At 59.7% G+C, this 16,355-nt stretch carries 10 protein-coding genes; 7 read left to right on the forward strand and 3 right to left on the reverse strand.

What is annotated here, in order from left to right; genetic code table 11:
- Positions 1 to 526: 526 nt before the first annotated feature.
- From SCM96_07105 to SCM96_07125, 5 genes are all read left to right on the forward strand, one after another.
- Positions 527 to 2,011 carry a S9 family peptidase gene (locus SCM96_07105; protein MDW7760388.1) on the forward strand — a complete coding sequence of 495 codons (1,485 nt, stop codon included), beginning with the start codon at positions 527 to 529 and terminating at the stop codon, positions 2,009 to 2,011.
- A 172-nt stretch (positions 2,012 to 2,183) separates the two neighbouring features.
- Positions 2,184 to 3,812 carry a CocE/NonD family hydrolase gene (locus SCM96_07110; GenBank protein MDW7760389.1) on the forward strand — a complete coding sequence of 543 codons (1,629 nt, stop codon included), beginning with the start codon at positions 2,184 to 2,186 and terminating at the stop codon, positions 3,810 to 3,812.
- 75 nt (positions 3,813 to 3,887) lie between these two features.
- Positions 3,888 to 5,918, forward strand: a complete 2,031-nt coding sequence (locus SCM96_07115) for a M14 family metallopeptidase (protein MDW7760390.1) — start codon at positions 3,888 to 3,890, stop codon at positions 5,916 to 5,918.
- The gene (locus SCM96_07120; protein ID MDW7760391.1) at positions 5,915 to 7,684 is read left to right on the forward strand and encodes a M14 family metallopeptidase; all 1,770 of its coding nucleotides are present in this window, start codon (positions 5,915 to 5,917) and stop codon (positions 7,682 to 7,684) included. Before SCM96_07115 ends, SCM96_07120 begins: the two co-directional genes overlap by 4 nt.
- 84 nt (positions 7,685 to 7,768) lie before the next feature.
- Positions 7,769 to 9,835 (forward strand): DUF5916 domain-containing protein, encoded by a 2,067-nt coding sequence (locus SCM96_07125; protein MDW7760392.1) that lies wholly within the window; start codon positions 7,769 to 7,771, stop codon positions 9,833 to 9,835.
- Positions 9,836 to 9,863: 28 nt separating this feature from the next.
- On the opposite strand, the gene ppk1 is transcribed toward SCM96_07125, so the two are convergent.
- From ppk1 to SCM96_07140, 3 genes are read right to left on the reverse strand one after another with little or no spacing between them, the layout of a single operon-like run.
- Positions 9,864 to 11,975, reverse strand: a complete 2,112-nt coding sequence (ppk1, locus tag SCM96_07130; GenBank protein MDW7760393.1) for a polyphosphate kinase 1 — start codon at positions 11,973 to 11,975, stop codon at positions 9,864 to 9,866.
- Positions 11,965 to 13,548 carry an HD domain-containing protein gene (locus SCM96_07135; GenBank protein MDW7760394.1) on the reverse strand — a complete coding sequence of 528 codons (1,584 nt, stop codon included), beginning with the start codon at positions 13,546 to 13,548 and terminating at the stop codon, positions 11,965 to 11,967. The genes ppk1 and SCM96_07135 overlap by 11 nt, the downstream gene beginning before the upstream one ends.
- Positions 13,545 to 14,528 (reverse strand): ROK family protein, encoded by a 984-nt coding sequence (locus SCM96_07140; protein ID MDW7760395.1) that lies wholly within the window; start codon positions 14,526 to 14,528, stop codon positions 13,545 to 13,547. The genes SCM96_07135 and SCM96_07140 overlap by 4 nt, the downstream gene beginning before the upstream one ends.
- A gap of 159 nt (positions 14,529 to 14,687) precedes the next feature.
- On the opposite strand from SCM96_07140, the gene SCM96_07145 reads away from it, so the two are divergent.
- A complete protein-coding gene (locus SCM96_07145) occupies positions 14,688 to 15,365 on the forward strand; it encodes a histidine phosphatase family protein (protein ID MDW7760396.1) in 678 nt (225 codons plus the stop codon).
- 110 nt (positions 15,366 to 15,475) lie between these two features.
- Positions 15,476 to 16,345 carry a CHAD domain-containing protein gene (locus tag SCM96_07150; GenBank protein MDW7760397.1) on the forward strand — a complete coding sequence of 290 codons (870 nt, stop codon included), beginning with the start codon at positions 15,476 to 15,478 and terminating at the stop codon, positions 16,343 to 16,345.
- Positions 16,346 to 16,355: the final 10 nt, after the last annotated feature.

Raw genomic sequence — 16,355 nt, forward strand, 5'->3', positions numbered from 1 at the left:
AAGAATCCGGCTTGTCTTTTTTCTGACGGGGATCCTTATTGCGTGCGCCGCCGGCGCACAGGGAGAAAACCCTCCGCCGGTTCCGTCTTTTGAAGACGTGATCAGCTTGCGTTCGATCGAGAGTGCACAAATCGCTCCGGACGGTTCCGCGATCGTCTATACGGTCAGATCCACCGTCTGGGATCAAAACCGTTATGATACGGAAATCTGGCTGGCGCGCGAAGGGGAGAGACCCTTCCAACTGACATACACGAACGATGGAAGCAGCTATTCCCCCCAATGGTCGCAGGATGCGAGATGGATAGGTTTTACCGCAGATCGGGGGGAGGGGAGCCAGATTTATCTGATCAGGCCGAACGGAGGGGAGGCCGTCAAACTGACCGGTCATGAAGGAGGCATCGGCGTTTTCAAATGGATGCCCGACGGGAAACAGATCGTTTTTTCCGCACTCGATCCGGCCGGCGACAATCAAAGAAAAAGTGAAGACCTCTATGGCCGTTTCACCAGAGATGATGCGGAGCCCCGCATGATGCATCTCTGGCTGACTGATGTGGATGTCGAAAAAACGCCGGCCTCCCGAAGGCTGACATCAGGAACAGCTTTTACCGTAGACGGTTTTAACCCGTCTCCGGATGGAAAAAAAATCGTTTTCAGCCACAGACCCAAACCTTTCGAGTCCGCCTGGGGTGATTCGGATATCTCTGTTATTGATCTTGCCACGCGGACGGTGACTCCGCTTGTCGCCCAGCCGGGCCCGGATAGCAACCCGATGTGGTCACCGGACGGGACATGGATCCTTTTCAATACGGCCATGAGAAAACCGCACCACTTCTACCAAAACATCGAATTGGCGAAAATTCCAGCTGAGGGAGGAGAAATCACCGTTCTCACATCCTCCTTCGATGAATATCCGAATGCACTCAAGTGGACGCAACAAGGGATCTATTTCAATTCATCGCAAAAATCCCTGATTCATTTGTTTCAGCTTGATCCTGAGAATGGTTCCATCACAAGAGTTTTTGATGTGCCGGAAATAATTGTTGATATCAGTTTAACCGGTGATGGTCAAAAAGCGGCCATAACAGCTCTTGACCGGACAACCTTGGTCGAGGTGTATCAAACATCCCTGGATTCCTACAACCTGGTCAAAGTCACCGATATGACGGCGCAAATCGAGAACTGGCCTCTTGGAACCCGGGAGATCATATCGTGGGAGAGCCGGGACGGTACCGAGATTGAAGGCATCCTCTGGAAGCCGGAGAATTACGATTCCAACCGCAGATATCCTTTGATGGTCGTCATTCACGGGGGGCCGAATACAGCCGCGAGGCCGATGCCGGTTTCCGGATACGTCTATCCGCTGGTGCAGTGGCTTGCGAAGGGTGCCGTCATCTTGGAGCCGAACTACCGCGGATCCGCGGGCTACGGGGAACAATTCCGATCATTGAACGTGCGCAATCTCGGCGTTGGAGACGCCTGGGATATCGAGTCGGGCGTGGATGTCCTTGTCAAGACCGGTATCGCGGACAAGAACAGGGTTGGTGCGATGGGTTGGAGCCAAGGCGGCTTCATTTCCGCCTTTTTAAGCACAAATTCGAAAAAATTCAGGGCGATTTCCATGGGGGCGGGCATCTCCGATTGGACGATGTATTATGGCAACACGGACATCCATTCTTTCACCCTCCAATATCTGCAGGCGACCCCCTGGGAAGATCCGGACGTTTACGCCAAAACATCGCCGATAACGCACATTAAAAATGCCGGGACGCCGACACTCATCCAGCATGGGGAATTCGACCGGCGGGTCCCGATTTCAAATGCCTATCTGATGCTGCGGGGATTAAGGGATATGGGCGTCGAAACAGAGCTGATCGTCTATAATGGATTCGGGCATGGTATCTCGAAACCGAAAGAACTTCTGGCGGCGATGTGGCACAATTGGCAGTGGTTTGCCAAGCATATCTGGGATGAGGATGTTGAACTTCCCTTGAGTAAGAATTTGGAAAGGTGACGAAAGTCTTTGTCGACTTGCGGCACATCGTCTTTCCCGGGCTGTTTGATAGAGGGAAAACCGGAAAAATAGAGAGACGAACATGAAACGAAAATTGGTTTTTATATGGCTGATGTGTTTTTCTGTGTCGCTTTCGGCCCAGATAAGGCATCAATTTGACGTGCGGATTCCCATGCGGGACGGCATCACCTTGTCCGCGGATATGTGGATGCCTGAGCCCGAGGGGCGCTATCCCGCGATTCTCATCCGGACACCTTATGTCAAAGTGTCGAAATATCTGGCTCCATTGGGAGCGATCTTCGCCCCGGAAGGATATGTGTTGATCATCCAGGATGTGCGGGGGCGGGGAGATTCGGAAGGAGAGTTCGGGTTCTATTTTGTCGAAGGCCGGGACGGATATGATTCCATAGAATGGATCGCAGCACAGCCTTGGTGTGACGGGAATGTCGGCATGATGGGATCTTCCTACGCCGCCGCCGTCCAGTGGTTGGCGGCCCGTGAACAACCCCCCCATCTGAAATGCATCGTGCCGACCGCGGCTTCGGCGGTCTATTTTGAGGAGTTCCCCTATACAGGGGGAGCTTGGGCCATGCAATGGGCTCTGGGCTGGCTGAACGGCACGTCAGGCCGTGTCGCCCAGGGGGGGAACTTGGTCGGGATCGACTGGGAGAAGTTATTCTGGCATCGCCCTCTGTTGACCATGGATGAAGCCATGGGACGGAACATGAAGTTTTACAAGGAGTGGCTGACGCACAGCACTCTTGATGATTATTGGAAACGCATCCATTTTACGGTCGAGGATTTTCAGAATATTGATATTCCGGCGCTGACGGTTACCGGTTGGTTTGACGTGGACCAGCCCGGCGCGCTGACCTATTGGACTCATATGCGCAAGCATTCGCCGGGAAAAGACAAAATGAATCTGATCATCGGTCCTTGGAATCACGGGGAAACGTTTTTCGGCGGAGATACGAAAGAGGGCGAACTCACCTTCACCAAGGATTCCGTTCTCGACATGATGGGGCTTCATCTGAGGTTTTTCAATCATCACCTGAAAGGATCGGCTCCGGATTTCAATCCTCCCCGTGCCCGCGTCTATTCGACGGGGATGAACATATGGCGTGAGTTCGACGAATACCCGCCCGCTGATATGACGTTTCAAAAACTGTACCTGCGCAGCGGGGGACAGGCCAACACATTGCTCGGCGATGGGACACTCTCGTGGAACGAGCCGGGAATGGAACCGCCGGACAAATACATTTTTGATCCGAAGGATCCCATACGTATGGATAAAATGCCGAGCTCGGGCTATACGGACAACAGGCTGATCCAGATCAGAAAAGATGTGCTGGTCTATACAGGAGAACGTCTTTCGGAGCCCGTCGATATTTTAGGGCCCGTCAAGGCAGAATTGTTCATTTCCAGCGATGCCAAGGACACCGATTTTATCGTCAAACTTCTCGATGTTTTTCCCGATGGGAGAGCGATCGAGCTGGGGCGGTATGGCATGGGTATCAAGCGGGCGAGATATCGTTTCGGTTATGAAAAAGAAGTCCTGCTGACGCCCGGAAAGACGGAAAAAATTACGATTGACCTGTTCGATATCGGCCATACCTTCTTGGCCGGCCATAAAATTCGTGTCGAAATCTCCAGCAGCGCCTTTCCTTGGATAAATCCGAATCAGAATACCGGAAATCCGGTCGCCACCGATAAGGAATGGAAAACAGCCCATCAAACGGTGTTTCATGACAAAACATACCCGAGTCATGTGATCCTGCCGATTATGCCGCTGAAAAAATAGAAAATTAAAAAACAAACCTAAAGACGCGATTTTTCGTATATCATACTATCCATGAACATGTGGAGGTATCATCGCGTGACCCCTAAAAAATCCCTGCGTCCCATCCTTGTCCTTCTTCTGGCGGGCTTCTGGCTGAGCCAGGCGGCCGCGGCCGACCTCGCCTTCGACCGCTACCGCAACCCTCAGGAGCTGAACGCGGCCCTGGCGGAGATGGCCCGGGCCAACCCCAAGATCGCCCGCACCCACGCCCTGGCCAAAAGCGCCGGCGGCCGCGATCTCGTGCTGCTCGAGATCGGTCCCGAGACGGCCAAAACCGAAAAAACCTTTCCGGGCGTATTCATTGCGGCCAACATGGAGGGGACGGTCCCCATCTCGAGCGAAGCGGCCCTCTACCTGGCCAGGATCGTCCTTGAAAAGCCCGAGATGCGCGCCGACCGGACCTGGTACATCCTGCCCTGCGGCAATCCCGACGCGCACGCCCGCTTCTTCAAGAAGCCCCTCTATCGCGACGCCCGGAATGCCCGCCCCATGAACGACGACCAGGATGACGCGGTCGACGAGGACGGCCCGGACGATCTCGACGGAGACGGTCTGATCACCCGGATGAGGGCCAAGGATCCCGAAGGGGAGTGGATTCCCGTTCCCGGCGAACCGCGCCTCATGAAGCGGGCCGACTGGTCCAAGGGCGAAAAGGGGATCTGGAAGCTCTATCCCGAGGGCCTCGACAACGACGGCGACGGGCGGATCAATGAGGATCCTCCGGGAGGCGTCAATGTCGGGACGGCCTTCCCGCATCTCTTCAATCATCTTGCGCCCGATTCCGGCCCCTGGCCCGGAGCCGAGCCTGAGACCTTCGCCCTGTTCCAATTTTTCGATACCCATCGCGAGATCGGGCTGACCTTCGTCTTCGGCGAGTCGAACTTCTGTCTCGCCCCGCCCCGCGGCGGCCGGAGAGGGGAAGCCGATCTCAACCAGATCAAGATTCCCGAACGCATCGCGGGATTCATCAACGCCGATCCCGATAAAACCTACACCATGGCCGAGGTCATGGAACTCATCCAGCCGCTGGCGCCGCCCGGCATGGAGATCAGCGAGTCCATGATCGCCAGCTTCCTCGGCCTGGGCGCCGTCGTCAATCCCCTCGAGGACGACCTCAAGTTCTACAAGGAGTTTTCCGATCAATACAAGGAGTTCCTGAAGGCGGCCAAGCTCGACGGCAAGCGCCTCGACCCGGCCCCCGACAAGGACGGCTCCTTCGAGCTGTGGTCCTACTACCACCTCGGCCTGCCGTCTTTCGCCCTCGATTTCTGGACGCTGCCGCTGCCTCCCGAGGAAAAGAAGGACGACGCCTTCACGCCCGACAGTCTCGAAAAGATGACGAACGAGGACTTCATCGCCCTCGGCGAAGAGCGCATCGACGCCTTCCTGAAGTCGTCCGGCGCCCCCGACCAGTTCCGGGCCAAGCAGGTCATCGCCGCGATCCAGGGCGGCATGATGGACACGAAAAAAATGGCCGAGATGATGAAACAGATGCCGAAACCGCCGAGCCCGGAGGGCGCCGATCCCAAGGAAAAGGCGCTTCTCGCCTGGAGCGACAAAGAGCTCGGGGGCAAAGGCTTCGTTGACTGGAAGCCCTTCAATCATCCGACGCTCGGCGACGTCGAAATCGGAGGGGCCGTCCCGTTCACCGATAACACGCCGCCCCCGGCGATGATCGAGGGCCTGCTCAAGGGCCAGGTTCCCTGGGTTGTCGAAATCGCCAAAAAAATGGCCCGCATCCGGATCGCCGACACGGCCGTCCGGCGGCTGGGATCGAGCGTCTACGAAATCAAGGTCTGGATCGAAAACACCGGAGACCTGCCCTTCCCGACGGCCATGGCCCGGCGGAACATGAGGATCATCCCCGCGGTGTTGACGCTCGAAGGGCAGGGATTCGAAATCCTCGAGGGCAAAAAGCGCAGCCTCGTTCCCTCCGTCCAGCCCCGGAGCGCGCAGCTCGTAACCTGGATCGTTCGGGCCGACAAGCCCGTCAAGATCACGGTCAAGGCGGAGACGCAGAACGCCTGGGGCGATTCCCGCCCCGTCGACCTGGGAGGTGCCAAGTGAAAGCCACGATCAAGACGGCCGCCGCCGTCCTTGCCGTATTTCTCATCGCCGCGGTCCTGCCCGCGCAGAAGTCCGGAATCTCCGTTCCCCTGAGATTCGACCATTACTACACGCTGGAACAGGTCTATGAGGCCCTTCAGGCTCTCCACAAGGCCTATCCCGCCCTGACGACGCTCGAAATCGCCGGCAAGAGCGATGAGGGCCGTCCCATCTATGCCATGACCGTCAACAACCCCAAGACCGGCCCGGCTCTCGGAAAACCCGGCGTCTATGTCGACGGCAACATGCACGGAAACGAAATTCAGGGCGGTGAAATCTCCCTCTATCTTCTCGACTATCTCCTCGGCCAATACGGCAAAAACGATGAAGTGACCCGGGTCGTGGACAGCGTGTGTTTCTATGTCGTCCCCGTCGTCAACGCCGACGGCCGCCACTATTTCTTCACCGACCCCAACACGCCGAGCACCAACCGCAGCCTGCGCATCCCGTTTGACGACGACAGGGACGGCCTGATCGACGAGGATTTCCCCGACGACCTCGACGGCGACGGCAACATCTGCATGATGCGGATCCGGGATCCCTTCGGGGCCTGGAAGACCGACCCCGAGGACCCGCGGCTTATGGTCCGGGTCAAGCCCGGCGAGCAGGGCGAGTGGACCATCCTCGGCCAGGAGGGCATCGACAACGACGGCGACGGACTCATCAACGAGGACGCCGAAGGCTATGTCGATCCCAACCGCAACTGGGGTTTTGACTGGGCGCCGCCCTACGTCCAGACCGGCTCCGGAGAATATCCGTTTCAGGGAACGGGGCTCAAGGCCCTGGCCGAGTGGATCGTCGACCGGCCCAACATCTGCATCGGCTGGTCGTTCCACAACTTCGGCGGCATGTACCTGCGCGGACCCAGCCGGAAGGGGCTGGGAGAGTATCCGCCCCAGGACATCGCCGTCCTTGACTTCATCGGCAAACAGGCCGAGCGGATCATGCCCGGCTACCGCTACCTCATCACCTGGAAGGATCTTTATACGACCTACGGCGACTCCATCGAGTGGCTGACCTACACCATGGGCGCCTATGCCTATGTCCCCGAGGTCTTCCAGGCGGTTAGCGAATCGTTCACGGGCACATCCGAAAAACCGGCTCTCGACCCGGATGCCGGGGAAGGCATGATGGCCATGCTTTCGAGCGGCGTTTCCGACCGCGAAAGGCTCAAATACAGCGATCACCTGACCCAGGGCGAACTCTACAAACCTTGGACGCCCTTCAAACATCCGACCTACGGCGACATCGAAATCGGCGGCTGGGTCAAGATGAGCTCGCGACTCGGCGCGCCGTTTACGATCGGCGACCTCGTTCACAGAAACGCCATGGTCGTCATTTTTTCGGCCAAGCACGTTCCCGAGGTGACGCTCGAAGTGACGGATATCAAGCCGCTGGGGAAAAACCTCTTCCGCGTCCGCACCCGGCTTTCCAACGGCCGGGCCATGCCGACCGTGAGCGCCATCGCCCAGAAAATCAATCTCCACCCCAAGGACATGCTCAAAGTCGAAGGGAAGGGGGCCAAGGTCGTCGCCGGGGGATTGCTGACCGATCCCTACCACGATCAGGTCGTCTATAAGAAGCATCGGCCGGATCTCCAGTTTCTGGTCGTCCCCGGCTTCGGCAAGATCGAACACGAGTTTCTGGTCGAGGGGAAAGGCTCCATAACGCTTAAGTACGAGTCGCGTTGGGCCGCAAATACAACCAAAACGGTCGAGTTGAAGTAAAAGACCGGATGCCGGATCGGACGGGAGCCCCGTGGCACTCGTCGCGAGTTGACAGCCCCGATCCCGTCCCCTAGAATTCCTTCCATGAATCAAGAATCCGGTGGCGGCGGCCCGAATCGCCCGGCCGCAGCGCTCAGCCTGGCGGTCGGGCTTCTTCTTGTCTCGTCCCTTGCGGCCGGGCAGGAGGTCCGGACGGCCTCGGCCCTCAAGATCGACTCTCCCGTCATCGTCGACGGCGTCCTTGACGAAGAGGCCTGGGCCGGGGCCCCGGTCCTCACCGATTTCGTCCAGTTCGAGCCCGACCGCGGGGCGCCGGCTTCGGTCCGGACCGTGGTCCGCATTCTCTACGATGACCGGGCCGTCTATTTCGGCTTCGAAAACTTCGATCCCGAGCCCGACAGGATCGCCGCCCGGCTGTCCAAGCGCGACGGTGATCTCCGGGAGGACGACGCCGTCGTCATCTGCCTCGACACCCATGCCGACCGGCGGTCCTGCTACTTCTTCCTCACGAACCTGCTGGGGACGCAGTTCGACGGCCGCATCACGGACAACGGCCTGAACACGGACTCGACCTGGGACGGTGTCTGGAGGTCGGCGGCCCGCAGGACGGATGAAGGCTGGACCGCCGAGATCGCCATCGAGCTTTCGAGCCTCAAGTACAAGCCGGGACGCGACAGGACCTGGGGGCTCGGGCTGGCTCGCATCTTTCCGCGCCGTCTCGAATCCGCATTCTGGCAGGGCGTCGTGGATTCGCCCTACCGGGTGTCCCAGTTCGGCCTCCTCACGGGGCTCGATCTCGAGAAGGCCTCGAAGACGCTCCAGGTCGTCCCCCACATTATCGGCCGGCTCGATGACTGGAAGGACGGCGGGCTCGACGGCGGCCTCGACGTCCGCTACGCGTTTTCCCAGACGGTTTCGGGCGATCTCACCGTCAACCCCGATTTCGCAACGGTCGAGGCCGACCAGGAGCAGATCAACCTGACCCGGTTCGCCCTCAGCCTGCCGGAAAAAAGGAATTTCTTCCTCGAAGGATCGGAGATCTACCAGCAGCGCATCCGGCTGTTCTATTCCCGGCGCATCGGCGACATCTCCGGAGGGGCCAAGGTCTACGGGAAGGCGGGCGGCCTGGAATTCTCGGCCCTCTCCGCCCAGACCAAGCGCGACGAGGCGTCGGGCGCCGGGCCGGCGAATTTCTCCGTTGTCCGCATGAAGACCGACATCTTCAAGGATTCGTCCGTCGGCTTCCTGGCCGCGAACCGGCTGGTCGACGGGCGGAACGCCGGCACGGCCGGAATCGACACGTCCCTCAATTTCACGAACGCCTTACGCTTCACCGGGCAGTTGGCCCTGAGCTATGGGGATTTCCGGACCGGAAACGCCGCCTTCTTTCTCCGGCCGACGATCGATACCCCGACATTTCATTTCCACGTCCGTTACTCCCACCTCGGAGAGTTTTTCGCCGACAACGCCAACGCCGTCGGGTTCATCCGCGACGACAACCGCCGGGAGATCGACTCCTCCCTGGACAAAACCTTCTGGATCAAGCGGGGCGCTCTCGAACGGATCGCCTACGATTCGAACACCAACATCTACTGGGGGATGGACGGGACGCTCCGGTCCTGGCAGATCGACCAGGAGCTCGAATTCGACTTGAGAAACAGGCTCTCCCTGGAGATCGAACACCAGGAAGAGTACAAGCTCTACGAGAAGGATTTCCGGAACCGCCTGTCGGAGTTCACCCTCGGCTGGAACACCCGGGAATGGCAGTCGGCCCGGCTGTCCTACGGCTTCGGGCACAACTTCGACCGCGACTTCGAGCTCGTGACGGGCTCGCTGAACGCCAAGCTCACCCGGGACCTGGCCCTGGAATACGGCTTGACCCGCCTGGTGTTCGATCCCGATCCGTCAGGCGACAGCACCTGGATCCATTCCCTGCGGGCGACCCACAACTTCACGAACGACCTCTTTCTGAAGTTCTACGGACAGGTCAACTCGGCCATCGACAAGACGAGCCTCCAGCTTCTCTTCGTCTACCGTTTCAAGCCGCCTTTCGGCCTCGTCCAGCTCGCCTGGCAGCGCGGCTCGACGGTCTTCGGCGTGGCCGGACGCCAGGAGGACGCGCTGTTCATGAAGTTTGCCTGGATGTTCTGACGCCGGCCGTCGCGCCGGTTTTTTTCCGTCAATCCCCGGATGCGGGACGGATGGGAACGAATTCTCCGGCCCGGTCGGCGGCCGCCTTTTTTGCCGCTTCGCGGGCCTGCCGGGCGAAGACGGCCTGGCTGCGGACGGCTTTCTTCTTCCCTTCGGGCCGGACCCTGACATAGCTGCCGTCGGATCGAAGTTCCCGGGCTTTGACGTTATCCTGGAAGGTGACATCCAGGATGGATAGGAGCCGTCTCCGGCAGGCCGGATCCTCGACGGCGACAAGAAGCTCGATTCTCCGGTCGAGATTGCGGGGCATCCAGTCGGCGCTGGAGATGAAAAGACGATCCTCCCCGCCGTTTCTGAAGTGGACGATCCGGCTGTGTTCGAGAAAGCGATCGACGATACTGATGACCCTGACGGTTTCGCTGAGGCCGCGAACCCCCGGCCTCAGGCAGCAGATGCCCCGGACATTGAGGAGAATCTCCACGCCCGCCTGCGAAGCCCGGCAGAGAGCTTCGATAATTTCCGGATCGGAGAGGGAGTTCATCTTGGCCCGGATCAGGCCTTTCTGCCCCTGCCGCTGGCGTTCGGCCTCGTTTTCGATGAGCTCGATGAGCCGGGCCTTGAGGCCGAGCGGTGCGGCCTCGATCTTGTCCATCGGAACGGGCTGGGACAACCCGGCGACCATATTGAAAAAGGCGGCGGCATCCCGGGCATACTCCTCCCGGCAGGTCATGTATCCGATATCGCTGTAGAGGGCGGCCGTCTTCTCGTTGTAATTGCCCGTCCCGAAATGGATGTAGCGCCGGATTCCGGATGGTTCGCGGCGGACGACGATGCAGATTTTGGCGTGGGTTTTGAGGCCGCGGACCCCGTAAATAACCTGAGCTCCGGCCTGTTCGAGTTCGACGGCCCGGACGATGTTCCGGGCCTCGTCGAAGCGGGCCTTGAGTTCGACCAGGACGGTGACATGCTTTTCGTTTTCGGCGGCCCGGACCAGAGCGGCCGTGATGGGACTGTTTTCGCTTGTCCGGTAGAGAATCTGTTTGACGGCCAGGACGTTGGGATCGTCCGCGGCTTCCTCGACGAGTCGCCGGACGGGATCGAAACTCTCGTAGGGATGAGAGAGGAGGACGTCCTTCCTCCCGACGACGTCGAAGACGGAACCGCCCTTTTCGAAGTCCGGGACCGGTTGGGGAATCCAGGTTTCGATTTTCAGGTCTTCGAATCCGGTCATGCCGGCCGGATGCATGTTGGCCGAAAGATCCAACGGTCCCGGAACGGCGTCCACCCATTCCGAAGGAACGTCGAGAAGGGCTTTGAGAAGATCCAGGGCCGCGCGCGAGGCTCCGGCGGCGACTTCCAATCGGACGACGGAACCCAGCTTTCTTTCGACGAGGACCTCTTTCATTTCTTCAAGAAGATCGGCGGCCTGGTCCTCGCGGACGGCCAGGTCGGCGTTCCGGGTGATCCGGAAGGGCAGGCATTCCAAGATGATTTCTCCGGGGAATAAGCCGCCGGAGAATCGCCGCACAACGTCTTCGAGAAGAATATAGTCCCATCCGCCTTCGAGCGGCAGGGTGACGAACCGGGGGAGCGCCTTGGGAAGGGTGACCATGGCCGCGGCGGGAGCCCTGTCCTGTGCTCCGGACCGGCGGAAACGGATCAGGACGTTGATCCGAAGTCCGGCCGGAGCGGGAAAGGTCCGGTCCGGCGACAGCCCGATGGGTGTCAAAACAGGCAGGATCTCGCTTTGGAAAACCTTGCGGAGAAACGACTCCTGTTTGTCGGTCAGTTCTTCCTCTCTCACGCGACGGATGCCGGATTCCGCCAGCCGCGACTCGAGATCTTCAAGACAACCGTATTGATCCGCGATGAGGGCCCGGGTCATGCGCCGGATCTCCTTGAGCTGAGCCGAGGGTTTGAGACCGGAGACATCCGGCTTGTTCCGGCCCTGCTCGACGAGCTGTCTCAGACCGCCCACACGGACCATGAAAAACTCGTCCAGGTTCGACCCGGTGATGGCCAGGAATTTCAGCCGTTCAAGAGGCGGAAGAGAGGGATCGAGCGCTTCTTCGAGAACGCGCCGGTTGAAGGCCAGCCAGCTCATCTCCCGGTTGAGAAAGGCTTTCGGATCAAGTGCCATCGAGTCTCTCCCCCCGGTCCTTCCGGCCTTCCCGCAGGACGATCTTCATTCCGTAGACTTCCTCGAAGAGCGGCCCCTTCTCCTTGAGGGCCAGCCGCTCCAGGGTCAGATCCTCGGCCCCGTCGACCGTGATGACGATCTCGTCTTTGCCCACCGCGACGGACGGCGATGTGATCTGCTGCAGGTGGTTTCTGTCAAGGGCGTCCGCGACGCGCAGGATGGCGGCTTTTTTGGAAACCGTGATGCGCTTGTCCCTGTCGAGGGGCGCGTATTCGGGATGGGCCGCAGAAGGAAGGGCGCGCCTGTGATAACGGGCGATCAGGGAAATGATGTCCATATCTTCGCGGGACAGCCCGAAGATCGAACTGTTCCGGATGAGATACATCGAGTGTTTGTGGTGGCTGCGGTCGCTGATGAAGGCGCCGATGTCATGAAGCAGAGCGGCGAGGCGGAGAAGAAGCTCATGCCTCGGATCAAGATGGAATTCCCGTTTGAGCGCGCGGAACAACAGAACACTGAGATCGGCCACGTTCAGGGCGTGCTTTTCGTCGAAGTCGTATTTCCGTCCCAGTTCGACCGCCTGCCGGATGACCTCCTCGGAGAAAGCGTCGGTCCAGGATGTCCTGGAGGCCAATTCCCGGAGAAGGCCGTCGCGGAATGTGGTTTTGGGGATGACGACGGTTTCGGATTTGAATGTCCGGCCCAGGATAATATAAGCGAAAAGTCCGGGACCGAGGGTCTCCGCCTGCTCGAAGGGAAGCTTGAACCGTTTGACGAGCCGTTCCGCGGGCAGAGGGATGATCTTGTCTGCGAACGCGCAGAAATCCTTGAAATCCAGGGTCACAAGCGGTTTGTCCGGCCAGTCCGCCGCGATCTGCGATGCGGCGAACTGGGCGTCGCCGGACATGGCCACCAGGACCGTGTCGTCAACGGGCGGAACATCGCGCTTGATCGTCTCCACGGTTCTTCCGATGTGTTGGCCGAGGATCCGCTTGATGCGCTCGCTCGGCGACAGGCGTGTTTCCAGGGTTTCCCGCATCCGGAGCGTCCCCAACTGATAGGGCTTCGAGTATCGGAGGTGACCTTTCTGAAGGAGAAAAATCTCCGTGATGCCGCCGCCGACCTCAGCCAGCAGAACGTCGGCCCGGACCAGTTCCGGTTTCTTTTCGAGAACATCCTGGGCGGCCATGAACGTCAGCCGGCTCTGTTCGGACTCATCGATGATCTTCAGGTCGATTCCCGTGGCGACGGCGACGCGGTCGCGGAAGTTGTCGGAGTTCCGGGCCTCACGGACCGAGCTTGTGGCCACGGCCAGAACCGGGCTGTCCGGCTTGATCCCGTATTCCTTCAGAATGGACTGGAATCCTTTCAGGATCTCGATGCACCGGTTGATCGTTTCGTGTTCGATGCGGCCCTTGGTGAACGTGTCCTTGCCCAAAGCCACGGGCTTTCTCAGGGATTCCAGGCGGCGGATACCCCCGGTCTCGTCGATCTCGGCGACGTCCATGCGGATGGCCGTGGCCCCGATGTCGATGACGGCCGCCGGGCGCTTCCGGCCTTCGGTTTCCGTCACGTCGTCCCTCCCGATTCGGCCGCCAGGGCGGCGGCGCCCATGACGACGGCGTTGTCCCCGAGTTCCGCCGGAACGATCTTGAGTCCCTTGGCGAAGGCCGGCATGATCCGGGCCAGGACGGTCTCCCGGACTTCGCCCACGATGAGATCGGGAAGGGCTTCCACAAGACCTCCGCCGAGGACGATGACGTCCGGGGCCAGGAGATTGACGGCATCGGCCGCGGCCGAACCGATGTGGCGGGCTGCGGCGCGGACGATGTTTTCTATGGCGGCGTCGCCGCCCTTGATGGACTTGGCCAGTGTCCCGCTCTTGAAGTTGGCGATGTCCGTTCCGCCGAGAGACTGCAGGATCGGGGCCTCTCCCCGATAGACGGCCGCCGCGGCTTCGGCCGATATGGCCAGCCGGCCGGCCGTGCTTTCCAGGCAACCGCGCCGTCCGCAGCCGCACAGGCGGCCCTCAGGCTGGACTTTGACGTGGCCGATCTCCATGCAGGATCCCGTCCGGCCGCGGAGGATTCGCCCTTCATAAATACAGGCGCCGCCTATCCCCGTTCCCGGGAAGATGCCCAGGACGCAGCGGGCGCCCCGCCCTGCGCCGAATCGATATTCTCCGTAGGTTCCGGCGTCGACGTCGTTGGCGATGACCGCGGGGCATTGGAATGCTTTCTCGAGGCTCGATTTGAGATTCACGTTTCGCCAGCCCAGGTTGGGCGCGTGGAGGATGATGCCGCGGTCCAGGTTGAGAGGACCCGGACAGCCGACGCCGATCCCGGCCAGCTTCCCGGCTTCAATCCCGGCATCTTCCAGGGCGCCGCAAATCGTCGTCCGGATTCTTTCCAGGCCGTCGTTCTTCCCGTTGAGGCCCTTGGTTTTGGCCTTTCTTGACGCGAGAAGACGGAAACTCCCATCAAAAACAACGGCCATCATCTTGGTCCCGCCCAGATCGAAGCCGATCCAATGGGATGCTTTCGTTTTTTTCACGCCGTCCTCCTCCCGGGATTCCTTCCGGCCGTGTGCGATGGATCCCTCCGTTGCTTTTTTTATATCATGTCCAGGCCGCCTCTGCCAAGACGTTCAAGGGTTCAAAATGATCATAGATTATCAACGCTCGCGATGTTTGATATATAATGGATGCGACCAATGAAAAGACTCTACATCGTTCGTCATGCCACGGCTCAGTCCAAGGACGGACCGGTTCCGGACTTCGAGCGGTCGCTCACGAAAAAGGGCGAAAAGGAAGCCAAAACCGCCGCCAGGCATCTGGCCCTGAAATACCCTTCGCCGGACCTCATGATTTCCAGTTTTGCCAACAGGGCCATCGAAACCGCCCACATTTTCGCCGAAACATTCGGCTATCCTCCGCGGAAAATTCTTCTCAGGGATTCCTTCTACGGTGACCTGTCCCCGGATGCGATCCTCAAGGTCATCACCGCCAAGCCCGACAAATATCAATCCCTCATGATTTTCGGTCACGATCCGGCTTTCAGCGAACTGGCCGCAAGGTTGATCGAGGGATTCGAGGCGGCCATCCCCAAGTCCGGCGTTGTGATTGCCGATTTCCCCGTCGAAAAATGGTCTGAAATCGTCAAAGTCCCGGGACGTCTCGTCGAATATACCCATCCCGCCCGGATCAAGGAAGACAGGAAAAAGGCACGGGGCGAACTCGACGCCCGGCTGGTGCGGAGCATGATGGGTGTTCTTTCACGCATTGACAAGACCGCCGCTCAGTCCGTCGGAGAGGATATCAGGGATTGTTCAAGGAAGATCGTCAAGTCCTTTCTCAAGGCCAGAAAGGCGGTCGACCGTCCGGAAACCTGAACGCGGAAGCCGCATCCCGATCATCCGTTTGAAGACCGGCGGACAAGCCCCGCGGCTTTCCGCGGGGAGCCGGGCGTTGCGGGATCCAAGGGGTTATGACCGATATGCCGATGCCGCCGAAGCTTAAAAAAACCTATGAGGACCGGTCCGGCCTCTTTTCCGAACATCACCGGAGCGCCTTCGCGTTCGGCGGAGCGGATGCCATCCACGAAATGCGCGTTTGCCTGAAGAGGCTGCGGACGTTCTTCAATCTGGTCGAAGCCGTTGCGCCCTCTTTTCATGCCGACGAGATCTTTCGGCCGGCGCGCCGGTTCTTCCGGGCGGCGGGGAAACTCCGCCATGTCCAGGTTCTCCAGTTCCTCACCCTGAGGCTTGTGCGCGAGTTCGAGCTCGACTTGTCCGAGTATTACAATATGCTCAAAGCTGAAGAGCCGCGAGAGAGAAAACGGTTTGCCCGGGCCTGCGGCCGCTTCGATTCCCGGTTTTTCGAATCGGCCGGGGCAACGATTGCGGACCGTCTCGAATCCCTGCCGGAAGACCGGGTCCGTCAAGCGGCCGAGATGCGGCTCGGATCGCTTCTCAACGACGTCAAGGCCGGGATTCGGATCTCCCGGGATCCCGATCGGCTCCACTGGGTGAGGATCCGCACCAAGGAAGCCCGGTATACCCTGGAAATCATGGTTGAGGCCGGGCTGACCGAAGACAAGGCTGAAAACCTGGACGGACTCCTGAAAAGCGTTCACCAGCCTCTGGGGCGCTGGCGCGACGGCCTCCTGGCCCTGGAATCCCTCCGGGAGTTCGGCGCCCATCGCGCTTCCGGCGCCCTCTTCTGTTCCAAGTCCTATCCTGAAGCGATCCGGATTTTAAAGCTCGACATAAGGAAAAATCTGGGGGAATTCAAGGAGAACCGGCAGGCCCTGGCCGGATTCCTGTCCTCCATGTCTCCCGGCCCGGCGCCCGATGGGGCGTCCCGGTCATGATGCCGGCCGG

Source organism: Acidobacteriota bacterium (assembly GCA_033549365.1).
Classification (GTDB): Bacteria; Acidobacteriota; Aminicenantia; order Aminicenantales; family Saccharicenantaceae; genus JAWSUF01.